Origin of the sequence: Thalassospira indica, assembly GCF_003403095.1 — a bacterium.
GTDB classification, from domain to species: domain Bacteria; phylum Pseudomonadota; class Alphaproteobacteria; order Rhodospirillales; family Thalassospiraceae; genus Thalassospira; species Thalassospira indica.
On the sequence record NZ_CP031555.1, the window covers coordinates 636,420 to 657,192 of the forward strand.

Sequence of the window (20,773 nt, forward strand, 5' to 3'; positions counted from 1 at the left end):
GTAAATTATGTGAACGAAGTTACGCCCCTGTGATCGGAGGGTTCGGCTTTCTGATGACAGAAAACCGTGATCCTGCTATCGGAATTGCGGTTTTGGCGCAGGGGCGAGGCTGCTTGCGCGACACCAACACCGGGGTATCATAGTCAAGGGACAGCCATGCAAGATGTGTTGAGCCTGGCGGCGCAAAATCTTCTGTCGCCCATCGTTCTTTTCTTTGTTCTGGGGGTGGGGGCTGCCCTTGCGCGATCGGATCTGACGATCCCGGAAGCCGTCGCCAAAGGCATTTCGCTTTATCTTCTGTTTGCCATTGGCTTCAAGGGTGGGGTGGCGGTCTCAAATAACGGGATCGACCTGACACTTGGCATGACCCTGATGGCCGGCGTGATCCTGTCCTTTGTCTTGCCCTTCATTGCCTTTGCCTTGCTGCGCTGGATATCGCAACTGAGCAGAACGGATGCCGCTGCGGTGGCAGGGCATTATGGCTCGATCTCGATCGTGACCTTTGTCGCGGCAACCTCGGTCCTGCAAAGTTCGGGCATTGTTGCTGAGGGTTACATGGTTGCGGTGGCTGCCGCGATGGAGGCACCTGCCATCTTCTCGGCCCTGTTGCTGGTGTCATCGGGTGGCAAGGGTCGGATGGATGGCGCGTTGATCCGTGAAATCCTGCTTAATGGTTCCATTGTCCTGCTGGTCGGCAGTTTCTTTATTGGCTGGATCACCGGTGCCGAGGGCATGGCCAAGATCGAAGCCCTGATTGTTTCGCCCTTCCAGGGAGTTCTTTGCCTGTTCCTGCTGGATATGGGGCTGGTTGCCGGGCGTGGCCTGAAACAGGGGCGTGCGGTGTTGCGTCCGGGGCCGCTTGTTTTCGGGATGTTGATGCCAGTGATCGGTTCGTGCCTTGGACTGGCGTTTGCGCTGATAATCGGGCTGTCACTTGGTGGGGCGGTGCTGTTGATGGTTCTGGCCGCCTCGGCAAGTTATATCGCGGTGCCCGCGGCCATGCGTGTTGCCCTGCCAGAGGCCAATCCGTCGGTCTATCTTACGCTGTCGCTTGGCGTGACGTTCCCCTTCAACCTGACGCTTGGCATTCCGCTTTATCTTGCGATGGCCAGCGCCGTTCACGGAGGTTAATCCCATGGAAAAGCATGATGCCAAACGCGTGGCGATCATTATCGAAGCCATTATGGAAAGCCGCCTGCGTCAGGCGCTTGAGGGGGCGGGGGTTACCGGCTTTTCCGTGCTGCCAGTACTTGGCGGATCGGGGCGGTCAGGCAGCTGGAGCCGCGATGATACCGTGTCGCGCGGCGGCGGCATGGTTCAGGTGATCTGCATCATCCGCCCGGAGAAGCTTGACCGGATGCTTGAGGCCGCGTTCGAGGTGGTGGATCGTCATATCGGTGTTGTCACCATCAGTGACTGTCAGGTGCTGCGCGCGGATCGTTTCTAGGAACGTCAGGGTTTGGTTGTCTGCGAAACAAAGGAGATCGCACGTTTAGAACGGTTCAAAAGGTTGGAATGGGGACTATCAACTTGGGCAATTTGGTCCTATTTTGTCGACAGCGTTATGACAGAATAGGGGACTTCGCGAGATGTCAAAGCCAACCGTTGATCGGATGCTTGCCGGGTTCAAGAGCTTTAAGGCGATGTATTATGATCAGCGCCCGGAACGCGTCGAGGACCTGGTCAATATGGGCCAGCGACCGGAAGTTCTTCTGATTGCCTGTTCTGATTCCCGCGTTGATCCCGCCATCCTGACCAATGCCGAACCGGGCGAGATGTTTGTCATCCGTAACGTGGCAAACCTTGTTCCGCCCTATGAGCCCGATGAGAATTACCACGGGACGTCGTCGGCGATCGAATTTGCGGTGCGTGATCTGAAGGTCAGGGACATCGTCATTCTGGGCCATTCGGCGTGCGGTGGCATGGAGGCTCTGGTCGAGCACGGCGAAGCGGGCAAGGTGCCGGACCGCGACTTTATCGGCGAGTGGGTCAGCATTTCGAAATGCTGTCTCGAACATGGCCCGGATGTCGACAAGGTATCGCGTCATTCGATCCGTAACTCGCTGCAAAACCTGATGTCGTTCCCGTTCATCAAGGAACGGGTCGAGGCCGGAGACCTCAAGCTGCATGGCTGGTGGTACGGCATGAAAGAAGGGATCCTGTGGCGCTTTGATGCCGCGCAGGACAAATTTGTTCAGGGCGAAGAGTAAGCCCGGTCTGATGACAACGATCTTCTGATCGCAGGACCGGACATCGCCTGTAAGTGGGAGGGTGGCCGTCATGCGGTTGGAAGAACATCAGATCATGGTGCGCGATACCGCGCGCGAGTTCGCCGAAAACGAACTCAAACCCAATGCCGCAAAATGGGACATCCACCATACCTTCCCGGCTGAGGCGATTGCAGGCCTCGGCGAGTTGGGCTTTTTGGGCATGCTGGTGCCTGACGAGTATGGCGGGGCGGGCATGGATCATGTCGCCTATGCCTTGGCACTTGAAGAAATTGCTGCTGGTGACGGGGCGACCTCGACCATCATGTCGGTGCATAACTCTGTCGGCTGCATGCCGATCCTGAAATTCGGGACAGAGGCACAAAAGCAAGAATTTCTGATCCCGATGGCGCGCGGTGAAAAGATCGGGGCGTTCTGCCTGACCGAACCGCAGGCCGGATCGGATGCCAGTGCGCTGCGTACGCGCGCGGTCCGCGATGGAGATCATTGGGTTCTGAATGGCGCCAAGCAATTTATCACATCAGGGTCCGAGGGCGATGTCGCCATCGTCTTTGCCGTCACCGATCCGGATGCCGGAAAGCGCGGTATTTCGGCCTTTATCGTGCCGACCGATACGCCGGGATATGTTGTTTCCCGGGTTGAGGAGAAGCTTGGTCAGAATGCCTCTGACACCTGTCAGATCACCTTTGTTGAATGCCGGGTACCCGCCGAGAATATGCTGGGCGAGGAAGGGCAGGGCTACAAAATCGCGCTGGCCAATCTTGAAGGCGGGCGCATCGGCATTGCCGCCCAGTCTGTCGGCATGGCGCGCGCCGCGTTCGAGGCCGCCAAGGATTACGCCAATGAGCGCGAAACATTCGGCAAAAAGATCATCGAACATCAGGCGGTGGCGTTTCGCCTTGCCGATATGGCGACCAAGATCGATGCGGCGCGTCTGCTGGTTCACCGTGCCGCCGAACTGCGCGACGATCACAAGCCGTGTCTGACCGAGGCCTGCATGGCGAAAATGTTTGCCTCTGAAATTGCCGAAGAAGTGTGCTCAAGCGCCATTCAGATCCATGGCGGATACGGTTACCTCAAAGACTTCCCGGTCGAGCGCATTTATCGCGATGTGCGGGTGTGCCAGATCTATGAAGGCACGTCTGATATCCAGCGGATGGTGATTGCCCGGGCATTGGCGGATTGAGTTACATCCCGGTTGGTCGTTTGAGGCTGTCTAATCGTCGACTCATTGCCCTGTGAATAGAAGTGTGAATTTCGTCTGGGAAGTCGTCAGGCAGCGTATTTTCAAGTTCTGAAATGGCTTTGGGTGCGGTTTCTATAAGTTGTTCAATTATTTCTTGAATGACGTGTCGCGGCAATCCTGCCAAGTCTGATGTTTGAATAAAGTGACGCGCGTAAATTTGGTCAATCCGGTAATGGCGACTATTGCCAACAGACATCGCCAGTTTCATCTGGCGTCGCGTTATTTGGTTTGCGTCCAGGCAAGGCTGTGTCGTGAGTATGTCATAGAATGGTGTGAGTGAATAACCGCCACCGGCCCCCAAGAAGACACTGAAATTCTTGGCGTGACCATCGGTTGCGCCAATTAGCCAGAAAAGGATCTGCGCCTTAAGGAAGCGTATTTGATCGCTGATTGGATTGTCGCTTCCTTTAAGGAAAGCAAGAATGTCAACGATGCCGGGGCCACCCTGATTTTGATATTTCATTGTGGGCGGGATTGAGAGGCTTTGGCAGCAGTCTTCCTGGGGCAAGCGAATTAGACGCCCGTCTTTTGTCCAGCGTCTATCAAACCTTTCGATTACAAGCGCTTTGGTATTGCCAAAGATTTTGATTTGCGCATTGTTAACCGGAAGGCCAAAAGCTTTGAAAAGCTGGAGGCAATAAAACTCGTTTTCAACACTGTTCGTTAGGTCAATGCCCTCTGGTAGATGCCCGATTTGAGTTTTGAAAAGATGTGTTGTTGGGGTTGTGCCCTTTGGTTTTAGCCATCGTCCCTCGTGGTGAAGAAAAGCGGTCTTTTGCTGCGCACCAGCTACTGAAATTCGGAAATCGTCGTCGGGTTGAAGTCCTAGTGGGGCTTGAGTCAGATTGTTGAGAATTTTTTCAATTTCCTGTTCGGAAACAGCTTCTCCATCAATTGTGGTGCTGTCTGTGCCTGGTGGGGCTTCATCGGGCATAAATTGAAGGGCACCGACGCAATCGCGCCCAATGATTTTAAGTAGGCTGTAGGCATCAATGCCGCGTGCCCCAACTTTTTCAGCAACGCGTTTGCGTAGAAGGTCTGAATCAGGCAGCAGGTTTTCGAACACGGCGACGACGGCTTCACCGCGATAGGCATCCTCCCGAAGTGGTAGGGACAGCGATATAGGAAAAGTATGTTCCCAGTTTAGCCAGTTTTCATCATATACGAATTTGATAGCTCCACTTGGTTGTTTGCTTAGCATCCCGACCAAACGGTTATTTAGATAGACGTTTAGCGGTGCATGTTTGGCTTTCCGTGGCACTAGAATATCTCCTCGATATCGGATGATGAGCTCTGAGATCGGGTATGAATTCTAAGTTCTAGGTCAAGTGCGGCAAGGACGGTTAGAATTGTATCCATCCGTGCGGAGGGATTGCCAGTCTCGATGAGAGAAATCGTTTCCTGCCTCAGGTTCGATTTCTGGCCAAGTACAGTTTGGCTCCAGCCGCGGGCTTTACGCGCACGGCGAATGGTGTTGCCGATCTGTTTTGGTGTGCGTGCTAAGTCGTTCATGACAAAACTATGTTCCATTTCTCATAATTAAACAATATCGCTTTTGGAGCATAATTGATTTTTATCGGAATTGAGTAATAATTTGTGATTATATGATTTAGCGCATGATTCTCAGAACAGCTATGATGGTTGTTATTTGCTTGGCAGAAGTCCGTGCTTTTCCAGTAACCTGCGGAATTGGTGATAGTTCAGATCAAGCGCCTTGGCGGCCTCGGTCTGGTTGTTGGCGTTTTGCCTAAGCGCCTGTTCAAGCAGTTTGATCTCGAAATTGGCGACCTGTGTTTTGAAGTCGATAGTTGTGTCTGGTTCCGGTGTGGCGACCTCTAGCGCAGGTGTTGGCGTGTCCCGGTCGGTTTCTGACCAGATGCCATCAAACGGATCAAGGGTGATGTGGGCGAGCGGGGTTTCGTCGTCTTCGGACAGGTAAATGCTGCGTTCAACCGCATTGCGCAATTCGCGGATATTGCCGGGCCAGGAATGGCGAAGCAATTGTTCGGCGGCATGTCGGGAAAAGCCCGGAAAGACGCTGCGGCCCAGGCGTTTGGTCATCTCGAGCGCGAATTGTTCGGCGAGCAAGAGGATATCATCAGACCGTTGGCGCAGTGGTGGCACGGCGATGACGTCAAAGGCCAGACGATCAAGCAAATCGGCGCGGAACTTGTTGGTTTTGGCCAGTTCGCGGAGATTTTCATTTGTCACACCAATGACGCGTGTATCGACTTCGATCACCTCAGACCCGCCGACGCGTTCGATCTCGCCATACTCGACAACCCGCAGAAGCTTTTCCTGCACCACCGGGCTGGCGGTGGCGATTTCATCGAGGATGATGGTGCCACCATGCGCGCGTTCGAACCGACCGACATGGCGTTTGGTCGCGCCCGTAAACGCGCCGGCCTCGTGGCCGAAAAGTTCGGTATCAAGAAGGCTTTCGGTAAGTGCTGCGCAATTGACCTTGACCAGCGGTCCGCCCCAGCGGCGCGACAGATAGTGCAGGCGGGCGGCAATCAGTTCCTTGCCCGAGCCGCGTTCGCCAATCACCAGACACGGGCGTTCAATCGGCGCCAGACGTGAAACATGTTCAAGGGCGGCCAGAAAAACGGGGTCTTCGCCCAAAATCGGTTGCAAACTATCCATTTCGCGAAAAACGTTATCGAAAAAAGACATAATTGTCGCGATAAAAGTTAATTGGCAAAAGGCGATAATTCTAAGTCATTGATTTTATTTGATGTCAAAACTGGCACGGCATTTGAAATAGAGAGTGCAGAATTTTGTGCGTCCCCCGATTAATTAAGGAGATCAGACAATGGGCGTGTTTTCGCGTTTGTCCGATATCGTAAATGCCAACATCAACTCGCTTCTGGATCGTGCCGAAGATCCGGAGAAAATGGTGCGGTTGATGATCCAGGAAATGGAAGACACCCTGGTTGAAGTTCGTTCCGCCGCCGTCAAGGCGATTGCCGACAAGAAGGAAGTTGAGCGCAAGCTTAAAAAACTTCATGACGGTCAGGTCGAATGGGATACCAAGGCAGAGTTTGCCGTTTCCAAAGGCCGTGATGATCTGGCCAAGGGTGCGCTGATGGCGCGCCGTCGTCTGGCCGATCAGAGCCTTGTGCTTGAGCGTGAACTGGAAGTGATTGAAGAGACCCTTGGCAAATATGACGAGGACCTGAATAAGCTTCAGAACAAGCTTAATGAAGCCAAGGCCAAACAGCGGACGGTTGAAATCCGCATGCAGACGGCAGAAAAGCGTGTCAAAATGAAAGAAAAGCTGCATTCCGGTCAGATCGACGAAGCGCTTCTGCGCTATGAGCAGATGGAACGCCGGATTGACGAACTTGAAGCAAGTGCGGACTCCTGGGACCTTGGTCGCGGGCATAGCCTTGAAGAACAGTTCGAAGACCTTGAGGCCGAACTCGGGATCGAGGATGATCTTAAGGAACTGAAAGCACGCGTGAAGAGCGACGCGAACAAAGACAAGTAACCGGTTTTCGTGTTTCGATACGTTGATCTGTTTGAAAGAACGAGATGTCGAGTATGTGGGCGATTGCCGTACCCCTTATCGTTTTAATAGCCGTTGTGGGCCCGGTTTGGGTGGTGTTTCATTACATCACGGTTTGGAAACGCATGAAGGCGGAGCAACGCCCGCAAAGCCCGGAACAGACAGCCCGCGAAAAGGAAGCGGTGGCGGGTCTGAAACAACGGGCAGAACGACTCGAAACGCGTGTTGAAACACTTGAACGCCTGTTAGATGCCGAGGTTGCCGAATGGAGGAACAGGATATGACTGCTCAGCAAGCTACTGCCGGAGACGGTTTTGGGCGCAGTCACAAAAGACGCGCGCGCTGTGGATGTGGCTCACGGCACAACCCGGACGGTTCCAGGCGTCATGGTGTGATCGGACGTACCACGCGCGGCATTTCAGAAGCCTTTGGCATTCCGCGCAAAGGGGTGCTGATTGCCTTCATTCTGGTTCTGATCTTCAGCTTCCCGGTCGGCGTGATGCTGTTTGGTCTGGCATGGGCCTATGTCCATCATCCGCAGTGGTTTGATGCTCTGCGCGGCAAAGTACGCGGTGCCGGTCAAAGCACATCGGCCGGACGTGCCGCCCGCCAGAACAACAGCACGGCGGATGCCGCAAACGAGCGCCCGACGGTTGGTGTTGATTATGAAGAAAGCTGGATGGAAGACCTGCGCGAGCAGTTTGACGATCTGGAACGGCGCACCGGTTCGATGGAAGGCTTTGTCGCATCTGGCGATTACCGCATGGCATCCGAATTCAAAAAGATGAAAGAGGATGACGAAGCCGGTAAGGCCGATGAAGGCAGCAAGCCGGACGATACCAAAACGGATGGGCCGAAGGCCTAAGCACGAGCAGAGCATTTTGACGAGATTGACGGCGGTTTTAACAGCTACCCCAAATCCCCCCTCGCGTTGGCACGGGTCTTGACCCGAAGAACCGTCGTCAAACATCAAACCGGACTTCTCAGGAGGTCCGGTTTTTCTTTTGTTTGCAGGTTCTTGGGGCAAAACTGCCAAATAGCGTTTATCACTATACCTAATTTAAAGGTTTTTCCGGCAAAGTCGGAAAAATTGCCCATATAGTGCGCTATAGGGCAGGCAGCTTTTGGGGAGCACCATATGACGACCATGATCGAGCATCCCGGCGAACAGGATTTTCTGCATCGTTTGATGCTTGATAACCCGTGGTGGGATGGTGTTACCGATGATCAGGTGCAAGGCTTGCCGCAACGGGCGTTTTTCAAGCGATTTTGGGCGGCGATCGAAAAGAATGACGGGCAGAAGGCGGTTGTTCTGACCGGCCCGCGCGGGGTGGGCAAGACCGTGATGACGCGCCAGGCCGTGGCGGAGCTTTTGAATGCCGACACGCCAAGACGCCATGTTTGCTATATCTCGCTTGAACATCCGCTGTTTCTGGAAATAGATCTGCCGCGTTTGCCGAAATTGCTGCGCTCCATGCGCGGTATTTCGGCCGATCATCCGCTTTGGCTGTTTATCGACGAGGTATCCTATCAGCGCGACTGGGAGGCAAGCCTGATCAAGTTGCTCGCCGCCGATCCGATGTTACGCGTGGTGGCGGTCAGTGCGCTGGCGCCAGCCGGGGATAATGCGGAATATATCCAGAGCCTGTTTTTACCGCCTTTCAGCTTTGCCGAATATCTTGAGCAAAAGGGCATCGCGCCGAGTGATGTTTTGCCCGAAACACCCAATGTCGGGCGTTACACCGCCGATGTGCCAGACGGGTTGATTGAACTGAACGATCTGTTTGAGGACTATATCAACGAAGGCGGTTTTCATGCCGCCAATGGCGAGGCCGGGGCCATTCACCGATCGCTTCATTCGGATTTGCCGGGCCTGCATGGCATTTCAAGCCCGTCGGACCTGCATCGGTTGTTTGCGCTTCTGGCCTATAACACCGGTTCGGAATTTTCGATCGAGGGGCTGGCGCGCGAGCTTGATATCGCGAAGAACACGCTTCGGCGGTATCTTGAATATCTTGAAAGTGCCTGGCTGGTGCGCCGTCTTGAACGTGTCGATCAGGATGCCAAACCGTTTCAGCGCGCGGTGGCGTTCAAGGTGCACCTTATTCATCCGGGCCTGCGCACCGGTTTGATTGGTGTTCGGGCATCTGATAGTGCCACCATCACACGACTGGCGGAAACCGCGATCCAGACCCAGTTCCTGACGTCAAGTGTCGGGATGGAAAGCCTGTATTACGCGCGCTGGGGGCAATATGAGGTGCCGTTCGTGTTCCTTGATCGTCGGTCCGGCACGCCTTTGTTTGCCTATCACTGCCTGTGGCGGGATGAGGCGATCCGCAAGCCCAAGGAAATCCGCGCACTGGTCAATTTCCGGGGCAGTCATGCGCTGCCATTGGGTGCGTTTGTCCTGACCAAGGCGCAGTGGCATGGCGGCAAGCTTGGCGGGGTGCCGATGCGTTTTGAACCGGCCAGTGTGCTGGCCCTTCGGATCGGGCTTGAATTTTCGCAGCTTTGATTGGGGTGTGCGGCAAGGGAGGTCTCTGATGATCGGGCTGTTACGGTTTTACCTTTTGATTGTTGGCGGGGCGGTTTTGCCGGGGAGTGCGTTTGCACAGGCAGAAGTGACATGCCCTGCCGATCCGCATTGGAGTGCGACCACACCGCCGATCAATACCCAGCATGTCTTTTGCGGTGAAGTTGATGGCGACCGGGCCAAAGGGTTTCATTCCCGCCCGGATGGCATCAATCCGGCCAGTGTAGCCAATGTGCAAATCACGCAAGAGCCCAATGAAAGCGGCGTTTACGGCGCGACCATCACACTGGTGAACCCCGATGGAGCCAACCCGTCCAAGTTTTCGACCATGTACCCGGATACATGCAGTCAGGCGGAGGTCGAGAAATCCATTATTCATGCCTATGACCATCAAGTGGCCTGCCCGACCGGCGCGCCGCATTGGGCATCTTGCGGGTTTAACCGGCCCGAAGGCGGATCGGTGGCGGGTGCCGGATATTGCCTTGGTCCATCGGAAGACGCGCGTTTTTACATTGCCTTTGCCACGCTAAGAGATGGCAAAATCAATACCGCCTTTCCGCTGTATTGATGGGGGCGTGATGGCAGACAATGAGTTTCCTGTTCCCGACTGGCCGGGCAAGGTGGCCGGTGACGTTGGGCATGATCGCATTGCGGCCGTGCTGGTGATGGACATTCAGCGTGCACCGGACTGGGCAAATACCGTGCTTTCCCACCTGCGCAATGTGCAGGAAGGTGTTGAAGACCATTGGGAAATGGCGATGAATGCCTACATCTTAAAGGCAGCTCGAAAAACAAGTGCCATTGAACCGGCCTATGCCGAGGCGGGGGAATCCGTTGTGACGGTAAGTACGGGGGACCTGATTTTGGCGCTTGAAGCATGGTGTGCGGTGCTTTCAGACAATCCGGATTAACCGGGCGGAAAGCAATTTGCCCGACTGTGGGCACGGGTTGGTGATTAGGGACCGAGCGGTTTGACGGTGATTTTCAGGCGTATCGAGACGTTTGCAGTGTTTGTGGTGATGGCATGTGTCCTGTTGCACGCCATGCCGGTTTTCGCACAGCAAGGCAAAGCTTCACCGGGGACTGCTGGCGATCCGCTGGAAAAATTCCTGCACCAATATGTTGAACATGCCGGTTTGCCGGGCGGAGTTGTGGCGATTGGCTATGACCAAGGCAATGTGCGCTATGCCGCGACCGGATACCCCAGTGTGCAGCCTGATCGGGGCATGACGCGTGACCGGCAGTTTTATATCGGATCGCTGACCAAGATGATGACGGCGGTTGTGACCCTGCAGCTGGCATCGGAAAAGCGGATTGATTTGTCCGACAAAATTGGAAAATTCCTGCCCAAAGAATATGAAGGAAGGATTGCCAATGCCGACAGCGCAACCATCCGGGATTTGTTGCGCAACAGTTCAGGCATCCCCGACTACCTTGATGGCGAGTTCTTTTTCCAGCTGGTCGGGCGCGACCCGCAGCATGGCTGGCGCAATGTCGAACTGTTGCCGCTGATTGCTGATCGCGAAGCCTATTTCGAACCAGGCAAGAATTATGCCCCGTCAAACAGCAACTTCATCTTGCTGGGCGTGATGATCGAAGCGGTCGAGGGTGACCATATCGAAGCGATATTCAATCGCCGGATTTTTGAACCGGCCGAGATGATCAATACATCCTTTGGCCGCTATCCAAGACCGGACTTGTTGGCACGTGGCTTTGACGATGCCGATGGGGATGGCAAGCTTGAAGATGTCACCGATTATGATGTTGGCGATCAGCTGGCCGATGGCGGGGTGATTTCGACCGCCGAGGACATGGTCAAATTTGCCCGCGCGCTTTTCGTCAACGGGGTGCTGTTGGGACCAAACGCCCTTGAACGGGCGACAACCGATACCATTTTTGCCGGTGATGGCTCCTATGGCTATGGGCTGATGATCGGGTCCAGCGACTGGGGGCCAGTCTGGGGCCATGACGGGATCTATTTCGGCTATTCGGCAGAGTTTTCCTGGTTCCCGGATCAGAACACGGTGGTGGTGTTCCTGGCCAATGGCCGGGCGCTTAATGAAGTGCCGAGCGTGACCAGCATGTTAATGACCGGTTTGTTCGGCAAGCCGGAATAGTTTTCTGGATCCTGCTTGTTCATGCCGCAGCGCAAAAAGTGGCTTGCAGTGAAAAGCGAGTTTGGGTAATTTTCGTAAAAATAAAAACCAATTATTGAACGAATATTATCAAACGGGAGATTCCTGATGGCTGCTGCCCCACGTCCGCGCCGCTCTGTTTTGTATATGCCGGGATCAAATGCGCGTGCCCTTGAAAAGGGCCGGACGCTTCCGGCCGATGGGCTTATTCTGGATCTTGAGGATGCGGTGGCACCGGATGCCAAGGATACCGCGCGCGATCAGATCGTAAGTGCGCTTTCCGAGGGTGGCTATGGGAAACGTGAAATCCAAATCAGGACCAATGGTCTGAATACGCCATGGGGTTATGCCGATATTGTTGCGGCATCCAAGACATCAGCCGATGCCATCCTGCTGCCCAAGGTCGAGAGTGCCGATACCGTCCGTCAGGTCGCCACTATCATGGAAGCCGAAGGCGCACACGCTGGCATGACCATCTGGTGCATGATGGAAACCCCGCTTGCGATGCTAAATGCCAAGGAAATTGCAGGTGCCCATCCGCGTTTGGGCGGGTTTGTCATGGGGACGTCCGATCTTGCCAAGGATCTCAACTGTGCCCATACGCCGGATCGTTTGCCGATGGTGACCAGTCTTGGTTTGTGTATGCTGGCGGCCCGCGCCTATGGGCTTGCGATCCTGGATGGTGTGCATCTTGATCTGTCGGATGATGCCGGATTTGACGCATCCTGCAAGCAGGGCCGTGAGTTCGGCTTTGACGGCAAAACCCTTATTCATCCCAAAACCATTGCCGCGGCCAACGAGGCCTTTGCCCCGGCAGAGGCCGAGATCGACTGGGCGCGCAAGATCATTGCCGCCCACGAAGAAGCCAGTGCCCAAGGCAAGGGCGTTGTCGTGGTCGATGGCAAGCTGATTGAAAATCTGCATGTGGTGTCGGCCAAGAAACTGGTCGCGATGGCAGATTTGATCGCAGAGATGGACGCCGCCTGACAGGCCTGCTTGTACGCAGACAAACGGTTCGCGCCGGGAGATGAAAATGGCTGCATCCAAGACAGCCAAGCGGCGCGCATCGGCATTTCACAGAAAATCCGGCCTTTCAGGGGAGGCAATCGAATGTCAAAAACCAATCCGGGCAATTATTTTGAGGATTTCCAGATCGGACAGGAAATCCGCCACGCCACGCCGCGCACGATCACAAGCGGTGATGTGGCACTTTATACCGGGCTGTATGGCCCGCGCTTTGCCGTGCAGTCGTCTGACGAGTTTGCCCAAAGCATTGGATTTAAGGCTGCCCCGGTGGATGACTTGCTGGCATTTCATATGGTGTTTGGCAAGACGGTGCCCGATGTGTCGCTGAATGCCGTGGCCAATCTTGGGTATGCCGGGGGCGTGTTTGGCGTTCCGGTCTATCCCGGTGATACGGTCAGTTCGGTTTCGACCGTGACCGGGATCAAGGAAAATTCCAACGGCAAGACAGGCGTTGTTTACGTCAATTCCGTCGGGCGCAATCAGCGCGGTGAGATGGTGCTTGATTACAATCGTTGGGTCATGGTGCGCAAACGCGATGAAAGTGCTCCGGCCCCTGAAACCGTCCTGCCGGAATTGCCCGGCGTCGTCGCGCCCGAGGCATTTCAGATCCCGGTCGGGCTTGATGTATCGGGCTATTCGACAGAGCTTTCCGGATCACTGCATCGTTGGGACGACTATTATGTAGGCGAAAAGATCGATCATGTCGATGGCATGACCCTGGAAGAGGCTGAACATCAGATCGCAACAAGGCTTTATCAAAATACCGCCAAGGTTCATTTCGATCAGGTCGCGGCCAATGGCGGACGATTTGGCAAGCGGTTGATCTATGGCGGGCATATCATTTCGCTGTGCCGGGCGCTGTCATTCAACGGGCTTGGCAACGCGTTTCGGATTGCCGCGATCAATGCCGGGGCGCATGCCAATCCGGCCTTTGCCGGGGATACGATTTTTGCCTGGTCGGAAGTTCTGGGGAAGTTCGAGGTGCCCGGTCGGCGCGATTTGGGTGCGCTTCGCCTGCGCCTTGTTGCCGTGCGCGACCGTCAGGCCAGTGACTTCCCGCTGAAAGACGCGGATGGCAAATATCAGTCTGATGTCTTGCTTGATTTTGACTACACGGTGCTGATCGCGCGCTGACTCGTCATAAATCCTGGGGTAGCTTAACTTTTCGTTTGGCTGCGCCAGGGTAATTTCGCCGCGCGCCTGGGCCCGGTCTTGATCGGGTGAGGGCGCATTCATATGTGTTTGCAATAAATAAGACCCGATCCGCTGGCAGTTTCCTTGCGTAAGAAGGTCTAATTGTGCGATTGCTAAAAGCACGTTACGCCGTAAGTGAATGACCCGTGTCTTTCGCAGCACCCATCCCGCAGGGTGTTTACGGTGTCTGAGAGGTCAACCTACGTAGTTTAACGGAGGCAGTTGAGGCGTTTTTGTTACTGAAATCTTTGGTTTACAAAGGGGTTCAGATTGACTCAAACCCGCTGCATGGGTAAATAAGCCCTGCTTTCCCGCCAGCTACTTTGAGAAGAGGCAATTCCGCTATGAGCAAAGCCAATCGGCCGCTGTCTCCGCACTTGCAGGTGTACCGGCTTCCGATGACGGCAAAGATGTCCATCTCTTTCCGTGTGATGGGTGTCGGCCTTGCCATTGGTTTCGTATTTTTGGCGTCCTGGCTGATTGGTGCCGGCGCTGGTCGTGAGGCCTTTAACGGCTATCACGGATTTTTCACCTCGTGGTTTGGTCTGCTGTTGCTGTTCGGTTGGACGGCGGCGTTTTATTACCACGCCTGCAACGGTCTCCGTCACCTTGTCTGGGATACCGGTCGCGGCCTGACGAATGAGGGTGCTGCCAAAGGCAACCCGATCGTCCTTGGCGCGGCAGTCGTGCTGACCATTCTCACCTGGATCATCGGTCTGGCCTAAGGCCGGGCAAGAGGGGACAACTTGTCATGAAGATGCAATCCGATCTGGGCCGTGTCCGCGGTCTCGGTTCTGCCAAAAGTGGCTCTTCGCACTGGTGGACCCAGCGCGTTACGGCTGCTGCAAACCTTCCGCTCGGCATCTGGTTTATTGTTTCTATACTTGCCGGGCACACGGCAAATTACGATGCCGTTCACGCTTGGTTGAGCTCGTATTTCCATTCAACCATGATGATCCTGATGATCGTCAGCGTCGCCGTGCATTTCACGCACGGCCTGCAGGTTGTGATCGAAGATTATGTGCATAACCGTAAAGCAGAAGTGGTCTCGCTGATGCTGATCAAGGCGGTCGCAGCGTTCTTGTCTGTGGCGGCCATCGTATCAGTCCTGCGTATCGTTTTTGCCGGAGCCTGAGCCAATGAGTGAATCTTATAAAATTATCGACCATAACTACGACGTCGTTGTTATGGGTGCGGGTGGCGCGGGTTTGCGCGCGACACTGGGTACGGTTGAAGCCGGCCTTAAAACCGCATGTATCACCAAGGTCTTCCCGACCCGTTCGCACACCGTTGCTGCCCAGGGCGGTATCGGCGCATCGCTTGGCAACATGTCCGAGGATCACTGGCAGTGGCATATGTATGACACCGTCAAGGGTTCGGACTGGCTGGGGGATCAGGACGCGATCGAATATATGTGCCGTAACGCCGTTCCGGCGGTTCATGAACTTGAACATTACGGCATGCCGTTCTCGCGGACGGAAGATGGCAAAATCTATCAGCGTCCGTTCGGTGGCCATACCCGTGACCACGGCAAGGCGCCGGTTGAACGTGCCTGTGCCGCAGCTGACCGTACCGGTCACGCCATGCTCCATACCCTGTATCAGCAGTGCCTGAAGCACAAAGCGGAATTCTTTGTCGAATATATCGCCCTTGATCTGATCATGGACGAAGACGGTTCGTGCAAAGGTCTGGTGGCCTGGGATCTTGATACCGGTGAGCTGCATCGCTTCAACGCCAAGATGGTCATTCTGGCATCTGGCGGTTATGGCCGTGCGTTCTTTAGCTGCACCTCGGCACATACCTGTACTGGTGACGGTCATGGCATGGTGGCCCGTGCGGGTCTTGGCCTTCAGGACATGGAATTCGTTCAGTTCCACCCGACCGGCATTTACGGTTCAGGCTGCCTGATTACCGAGGGTGCCCGTGGTGAAGGTGGTTATCTGACCAACTCCGAAGGCGAACGTTTCATGGAACGTTATGCGCCGACCGTTAAGGACCTTGCATCGCGTGACGTTGTGTCGCGTGGTATGGCACAGGAAATCCGTGATGGTCGTGGTGTTGGCGAGCACGGCGAATACATCCACCTGCACCTTGAACATCTTGGTTCGGAAGTGCTGTGGGAACGTCTGCCGGGCATTACCGAAACCGCAAAAATCTTTGCCGGTGTTGATGCGACCAAGGAACCGATCCCGGTCCTGCCGACGGTCCATTACAACATGGGCGGTATCCCGACCAACTATAAGGGCGAGGTTCTGCGCCCGACCGCCAAAGACCCGAACGCAATCGTTCCGGGCCTGATGGCGGCTGGTGAAGCAGCCTGCGTTTCGGTCCATGGTGCAAACCGTCTGGGCACGAACTCGCTGCTCGACCTTGTTGTGTTTGGCCGTGCATGCGGCATGCATGCCGCCGAAGTGGTCGATGCCAAGGCATCCTTCAAGGAACTCAAAGGCACGGATGGCGAAGAGGCGATTGCACGCTTTGATCGTCTGCGCTGGGCAAAAGGTTCGCGTCCGACGGCGGATATCCGTTTGGAAATGCAGCGCGTCATGCAGGGTAACTGCGGCGTGTTCCGGACCTCGGAAATCCTTAAAGAAGGCAAGGACAAGCTTTCTGAAACCGCCAAGACGCTTCCCGACGTCGGTGTTTCGGATCGATCCCTTATCTGGAACTCGGACCTGGTCGAAACTCTCGAGCTTGAGAACCTGATGACCTGTGCCGCTGCAACCATGAATTCGGCAGAAGCGCGTCATGAATCGCGTGGTGCACATGCCCACGAAGATTTCCCGAAGCGTGATGACGAAGTCTGGATGAAGCATACGATTGCGACCGTTGATACCGAGAAGGGTTATGGCGTTGATCTGACCTACCGTCCGGTCAACAACTTCACCCTTACCGATGAAGTGTCGTATATCGAGCCGAAAGAGCGCGTCTATTAAGGCGCGGCAAGAGAGGATTTGAGAGATGGTAGAATTCAATCTTCCCGCCAATTCGGTCGTCAAAGAGGGCAAAACGTTCTCTGCGCCGGCTGACGCGAAGAATGTCCGTGCGTTCAAGATTTACCGTTTTGATCCGGACAGTGGCGACAACCCGCGTACCGACACTTATGACATCGACCTCGACAAATGCGGGCCGATGGTTCTTGATGCGCTGATCAAGATCAAGAACGAGATCGACGCGACCCTTACCTTCCGCCGTTCTTGCCGTGAAGGCATTTGCGGTTCGTGCGCGATGAACATCGATGGCCGTAACACCCTTGCGTGCCTGAAGCCGATCGAAGACATCAAGGGCGAAGTAAAGATCTATCCGCTGCCGCATATGCCGGTGGTCAAGGATCTGGTGCCGGATCTTTCGCAGCCCTATGCACAGCTTGCCTCGATCGAGCCGTGGCTTAAGGCCGACAGCCCGACCCCGCCGGATGGCGAACGTCTGCAGTCGCGTGAAGAGCGTGCCAAGCTTGATGGTCTGTGGGAATGCATTCTGTGCTTCTCCTGCTCGACCGCGTGCCCGTCCTATTGGTGGAACTCCGACCGTTACCTCGGCCCGGCGGTTCTGCTGCAGGCATACCGTTGGTTGGCAGACTCGCGCGATGAATATACCGGTGAACGTCTCGATGCACTCGAAGATCCGTTCCGCCTGTATCGTTGCCACACGATCATGAACTGCACCAACACCTGCCCGAAAGGCCTGAACCCGGCGCTTGCGATCACCGAAATCAAAAAGATGATCGCAGAACGCCGCGCGTAAGCCGCAAGCAGTGTTGAACTGATATTGGCGTTTTGCGCCAGTTTGCTAAAGCCGCCGAGGATCGATGATCCCGGCGGCTTTTTCGTTTGGTCGCATGATGTTAACCCCACAATTACCCAAATGCGCTATGATGGCGTCTGGCTTTTTGCACCAGTATGGGAATGACAACCTTGTTTGACCGCTGCCCGTTTCATTTCAGATCACTGCGTTTCGTCATGGTTGCTGGCCTGATGCTTGGCCTTTCGGCGTGTGGGGAAACCGCGCCCAAGTGGGAGGCGCAGGATATGTTTGCCGCCCCCAGCCAGGAAAAAGTCGATGATCGTTATCGGGCAATGATTGATTTCAAGGCGATGGCGCGTGACGAAGCGGGCAAGGAATATGCCGCCGGGCCGAATGCCACCGTTCTTGGCGCGGTCGAAGAGGCCGTTGCGATGTGCCAACAGGCCAATGCGCAGGGCTGCAAGGCGGTGCGGGTCGGTTTGACCTGGGTCGACGGGTTGGATCAAAGTGCGATTGAAAGCGTGATTACGTCTTATCGCGATACCATGACCGCCGAGGCCTATCAGGCCGCAGGGCAGGGCAATATGGGGGCGGCCAACTGGCTGGCCTATCATTATGCGGTGCGCGGCGAGAATTTGCAGGAGGCCGAACGCCTGTCAAAGCAGGCCCTGCAAGTGGCCCCTGATGATCCCGGTGCGCTTGATACCTATGGCCTGATCCTTTATCGGCAGGGACGCTATCAGGAAGCCGAAGAAGTGTTTATCCGTGCCAACAAGGCCATGCCGACGGCCGAGCATATTGCGCATTTCGCCGACAATGCACTGGCGATGGGCAAGACTGAAATGGCACGGGCAGCCTACCAGCGCGCATTGGAGGCGGGTGCGGGTCCGGTTCTGTCGCAGACCATTCAGAAGCGCTTGTTGGCTTTGGACCTGAACGGTGGGGCGGCGGCCCCGGCTCAGTGATAAGTATCCGCAACAGGAAAAGAAAAAGGCCAGGAATTCCCGGCCTTTGTTATTTCGTCACTTTGCTGCGTTACGCCCAATCCAGCGTGATGACTTTGCCATCAACCAGTGGCAGCTCGACTTCATTGAGGTTGTTGCCGGGGCCTGTGCGATCCACGATCAGAAAGTCGCTGTCTTCTTCAAGGACGAGCAACGGGTGGTGCCAGACGTTTTTGGCGTAGGTCACGCCCTGCGTGCCGTCCGAAAGAAACGCACGCAGGTCTTTGGGCTTGGGTGTTTCGGTGCTGGTGGCGACGACAATCAGGAACTTTTGACCCGATAGCGGGATGAAAGCCTGTGAGCCCAGCGGATGGCGTTCCATCATCTTGATTTCAATCGGCTTGGGCCGGGGCGTGCCGCGAAAGATGCTGATGATGGGGCTGCCGCCCTCATCCCCGACATCGACGCGCGAGATATCATGGAACCGGGTCGTGGTGCCCTGATTGATCTTGTAGGTATCGCGCGCGGTGGCGGTTGAGATGACCTCGCCAAACGGGGCGAAGGCATCCGGGGTCAGATGTTCGATGGAAAGCTGCATCAACTTGCCCCGTTACTTGGTCGGTTTGCCGAGAATGCGCAAACGGCTGATGCCGCCATCGGGTATCGAGTTGACGCGAAGGTGGGTGACCGGACCATTGACGGTAAGCGCGGATGCATCAAATTCGTGGATATGGTCTGCCTGCATCTTGCTTTCCGGCAGGATGGTCGACCAGAACATCGAACGTGCGCGCAGCGACTTGTCCTTTTCACCATCGACAAACGCACCCTGAATGGAAACGCGGTCAGGATAGTTGCCCTTGAAGTGGCAGGTATCGACGATGATTTTTTCAATCTCGCCCGGGTGGCCTAGTTCGACAATCAGCCATTCATTGCCCGGTTCGCGACGACGACGGGTTTCCCAGCCATCGCCCATATTAACCCCGCGACCCGGTGCGAGAATGGCATTCGGGTTGCCATAATGGGCATCCGACCAGTCGACAACCACACCGCCATTGATCATGGCAGCCAGGTCAACCTGTTCGCCCTTGGCGGCCATTTCCGTCCAGTCGCGGTTCGGGCGACCATAAACGCGCAGACGTGCGACACCGCCATCAGGATAGATGTGCAGGCGAACGTGGGTGTAAATCACATCCGAGGTGACTTCGGCATAATGATGCGCACTTGCCCCAAGGCCCATCGGGGCGACGATTTCGTCCCATTTGGCGTCATCACCGGGATCACCATCCGGGCAATAGCATCCTTCCAGCGATCCGGCAGGCGGGAAGTTGCCGGTGAAGTGGCTGGTGTCGATATCAACACCGTGAATGCGGCCGGATGTTGCCAGACGCACCACGCAATAATCATGGCCTTCGACACGTTTGCGGCGGCTTTCCCAGCCATCCATCCATTTGCCGTGATCGTCATAGCGGTCAGGATAAAACACCGCATCCGCGGTTTGCAGCATGCGCTGTTTGTCAGCGAAGAAATCATCGGTCGCAAAGATTGCTGCGGCACCCAGACGTTCATCGGCGAGATTGACAAAACGCCGTGTAAATTCCGGCGCGTCGCTGTTTTCCTGATGGCTCATGATCGTATTATCCTGAAATAGTCGTTTATTATATGGCAGAAATCGGTTCGGATGCTTTTACAGCGCTTCGAGCCGCAATTTGGCAATGCGGTGAACCTGATTGATCGCCTCATTGAATTCGGTTTCCGGGTCGTTTTTCACGCGTCGCTCGAACGCCTCGAGGATGTCGGTGCGATGATATCCCTTGACCGCAAAGATGAACGGAAAGCCGAACTTCTGTTTATAGAGATCATTGAGCTCGGTAAAGCGGGCAAGTTCATCCGGCGTGCATTGATCAAGCCCGGCACCCTTTTGTTCGCTTTGTGATGACTCGGTCAAATCTGCCAGCGCAAGCTTGCCCGCCAGATCGGGATGGGCGCGCAGAAGTGACAGTTTGTCATCATCAACCGCGCCATTGACGATGGCCGCCATGGCATCGGCAAGCGCCGCAGAGTTATCGAGGTTTTTGGTGATGCCGCGTTCATAAAGCTGATGGGCAACCCACGGTGAATGTTCGTAAACCCAGCCATAAAGCGACACGAACGCGCTCTCGGCGAGTGTGCTGGGCGGGCGGGTTTCAAACAGGGATTGAGTGGTTTCTGTCAT

General features: G+C 55.3%; 24 protein-coding genes. 18 read left to right on the forward strand and 6 right to left on the reverse strand.

Annotation, left to right across the window (positions count from 1 at the left end; genetic code table 11):
* Positions 1–156: 156 nt before the first annotated feature.
* From DY252_RS02990 to DY252_RS03005, 4 genes are all read left to right on the forward strand, one after another.
* Entirely contained in the window at positions 157–1,131 is a 975-nt protein-coding gene (locus DY252_RS02990) for a sodium-dependent bicarbonate transport family permease (protein WP_064779965.1), read from the forward strand.
* 4 nt (positions 1,132–1,135) lie between these two features.
* Entirely contained in the window at positions 1,136–1,447 is a 312-nt protein-coding gene (locus DY252_RS02995; protein WP_007088811.1) for a P-II family nitrogen regulator, read from the forward strand.
* A 142-nt stretch (positions 1,448–1,589) separates the two neighbouring features.
* The gene (locus DY252_RS03000; protein WP_008888479.1) at positions 1,590–2,210 is read left to right on the forward strand and encodes a carbonic anhydrase; all 621 of its coding nucleotides are present in this window, start codon (positions 1,590–1,592) and stop codon (positions 2,208–2,210) included.
* Between the two features lie 70 nt (positions 2,211–2,280).
* Positions 2,281–3,414, forward strand: a complete 1,134-nt coding sequence (locus DY252_RS03005) for an acyl-CoA dehydrogenase (protein ID WP_064787702.1) — start codon at positions 2,281–2,283, stop codon at positions 3,412–3,414.
* Position 3,415: 1 nt separating this feature from the next.
* Here DY252_RS03005 and DY252_RS03010 read toward each other — a convergent pair whose 3' ends face one another.
* From DY252_RS03010 to pspF, 3 genes are all read right to left on the reverse strand, one after another.
* Positions 3,416–4,735 (reverse strand): type II toxin-antitoxin system HipA family toxin, encoded by a 1,320-nt coding sequence (locus tag DY252_RS03010; RefSeq protein WP_064787700.1) that lies wholly within the window; start codon positions 4,733–4,735, stop codon positions 3,416–3,418.
* Positions 4,735–5,004, reverse strand: a complete 270-nt coding sequence (locus DY252_RS22750) for a helix-turn-helix domain-containing protein (RefSeq protein WP_425451901.1) — start codon at positions 5,002–5,004, stop codon at positions 4,735–4,737. The genes DY252_RS03010 and DY252_RS22750 overlap by 1 nt, the downstream gene beginning before the upstream one ends.
* A gap of 114 nt (positions 5,005–5,118) precedes the next feature.
* Positions 5,119–6,120 (reverse strand): phage shock protein operon transcriptional activator, encoded by a 1,002-nt coding sequence (gene pspF / locus DY252_RS03020; RefSeq protein ID WP_064788264.1) that lies wholly within the window; start codon positions 6,118–6,120, stop codon positions 5,119–5,121.
* 169 nt (positions 6,121–6,289) lie between these two features.
* Between pspF and pspA the strand changes: the two genes are divergently transcribed.
* From pspA to DY252_RS03090, 14 genes are all read left to right on the forward strand, one after another.
* A complete protein-coding gene (gene pspA, locus DY252_RS03025) occupies positions 6,290–6,967 on the forward strand; it encodes a phage shock protein PspA (RefSeq protein ID WP_064787698.1) in 678 nt (225 codons plus the stop codon).
* A 44-nt stretch (positions 6,968–7,011) separates the two neighbouring features.
* A complete protein-coding gene (pspB, locus tag DY252_RS03030; protein ID WP_231959632.1) occupies positions 7,012–7,269 on the forward strand; it encodes an envelope stress response membrane protein PspB in 258 nt (85 codons plus the stop codon).
* Positions 7,266–7,850 (forward strand): hypothetical protein, encoded by a 585-nt coding sequence (locus DY252_RS03035; RefSeq protein WP_231959631.1) that lies wholly within the window; start codon positions 7,266–7,268, stop codon positions 7,848–7,850. The genes pspB and DY252_RS03035 overlap by 4 nt, the downstream gene beginning before the upstream one ends.
* Positions 7,851–8,123: 273 nt before the next feature.
* A complete protein-coding gene (locus DY252_RS03040) occupies positions 8,124–9,500 on the forward strand; it encodes an ATP-binding protein (RefSeq protein WP_064787694.1) in 1,377 nt (458 codons plus the stop codon).
* Positions 9,501–9,528: 28 nt separating this feature from the next.
* The gene (locus DY252_RS03045; protein ID WP_064787692.1) at positions 9,529–10,086 is read left to right on the forward strand and encodes an EndoU domain-containing protein; all 558 of its coding nucleotides are present in this window, start codon (positions 9,529–9,531) and stop codon (positions 10,084–10,086) included.
* Positions 10,087–10,096: 10 nt separating this feature from the next.
* On the forward strand, positions 10,097–10,429 hold the full coding sequence (locus tag DY252_RS03050; protein ID WP_064787690.1) for a hypothetical protein: 333 nt from the start codon (positions 10,097–10,099) through the stop codon (positions 10,427–10,429).
* 66 nt (positions 10,430–10,495) lie between these two features.
* On the forward strand, positions 10,496–11,635 hold the full coding sequence (locus DY252_RS03055) for a serine hydrolase domain-containing protein (RefSeq protein WP_231959673.1): 1,140 nt from the start codon (positions 10,496–10,498) through the stop codon (positions 11,633–11,635).
* Positions 11,636–11,761: 126 nt separating this feature from the next.
* Positions 11,762–12,640: an HpcH/HpaI aldolase/citrate lyase family protein gene (locus DY252_RS03060; protein WP_064787688.1), complete on the forward strand. Its 879-nt coding sequence runs from the start codon at positions 11,762–11,764 to the stop codon at positions 12,638–12,640.
* Positions 12,641–12,763: 123 nt separating this feature from the next.
* Positions 12,764–13,813, forward strand: coding sequence for a MaoC family dehydratase (locus DY252_RS03065; protein ID WP_064787686.1), 1,050 nt, complete (start codon positions 12,764–12,766; stop codon positions 13,811–13,813).
* 404 nt (positions 13,814–14,217) lie between these two features.
* The gene (sdhC, locus tag DY252_RS03070) at positions 14,218–14,598 is read left to right on the forward strand and encodes a succinate dehydrogenase, cytochrome b556 subunit (protein WP_064787682.1); all 381 of its coding nucleotides are present in this window, start codon (positions 14,218–14,220) and stop codon (positions 14,596–14,598) included.
* Positions 14,599–14,624: 26 nt separating this feature from the next.
* Positions 14,625–15,008, forward strand: a complete 384-nt coding sequence (sdhD, locus tag DY252_RS03075; protein WP_064787680.1) for a succinate dehydrogenase, hydrophobic membrane anchor protein — start codon at positions 14,625–14,627, stop codon at positions 15,006–15,008.
* Between the two features lie 4 nt (positions 15,009–15,012).
* Positions 15,013–16,809, forward strand: a complete 1,797-nt coding sequence (sdhA, locus tag DY252_RS03080) for a succinate dehydrogenase flavoprotein subunit (RefSeq protein ID WP_064787678.1) — start codon at positions 15,013–15,015, stop codon at positions 16,807–16,809.
* Positions 16,810–16,834: 25 nt separating this feature from the next.
* On the forward strand, positions 16,835–17,617 hold the full coding sequence (locus DY252_RS03085) for a succinate dehydrogenase iron-sulfur subunit (RefSeq protein ID WP_008888450.1): 783 nt from the start codon (positions 16,835–16,837) through the stop codon (positions 17,615–17,617).
* Positions 17,618–17,778: 161 nt separating this feature from the next.
* The gene (locus DY252_RS03090) at positions 17,779–18,582 is read left to right on the forward strand and encodes a tetratricopeptide repeat protein (RefSeq protein ID WP_231959630.1); all 804 of its coding nucleotides are present in this window, start codon (positions 17,779–17,781) and stop codon (positions 18,580–18,582) included.
* 70 nt (positions 18,583–18,652) lie between these two features.
* On the opposite strand, the gene DY252_RS03095 is transcribed toward DY252_RS03090, so the two are convergent.
* Genes DY252_RS03095 through uraD form a run of 3 tightly spaced genes read right to left on the reverse strand, consistent with a single transcriptional unit; the run spans position 18,653 to position 20,773 of the window.
* Positions 18,653–19,159 carry an ureidoglycolate lyase gene (locus DY252_RS03095; RefSeq protein WP_064787676.1) on the reverse strand — a complete coding sequence of 169 codons (507 nt, stop codon included), beginning with the start codon at positions 19,157–19,159 and terminating at the stop codon, positions 18,653–18,655.
* Between the two features lie 12 nt (positions 19,160–19,171).
* Entirely contained in the window at positions 19,172–20,188 is a 1,017-nt protein-coding gene (gene alc / locus DY252_RS03100; protein ID WP_064787674.1) for an allantoicase, read from the reverse strand.
* A 57-nt stretch (positions 20,189–20,245) separates the two neighbouring features.
* On the reverse strand, positions 20,246–20,773 hold the full coding sequence (gene uraD, locus DY252_RS03105; protein WP_064787672.1) for a 2-oxo-4-hydroxy-4-carboxy-5-ureidoimidazoline decarboxylase: 528 nt from the start codon (positions 20,771–20,773) through the stop codon (positions 20,246–20,248).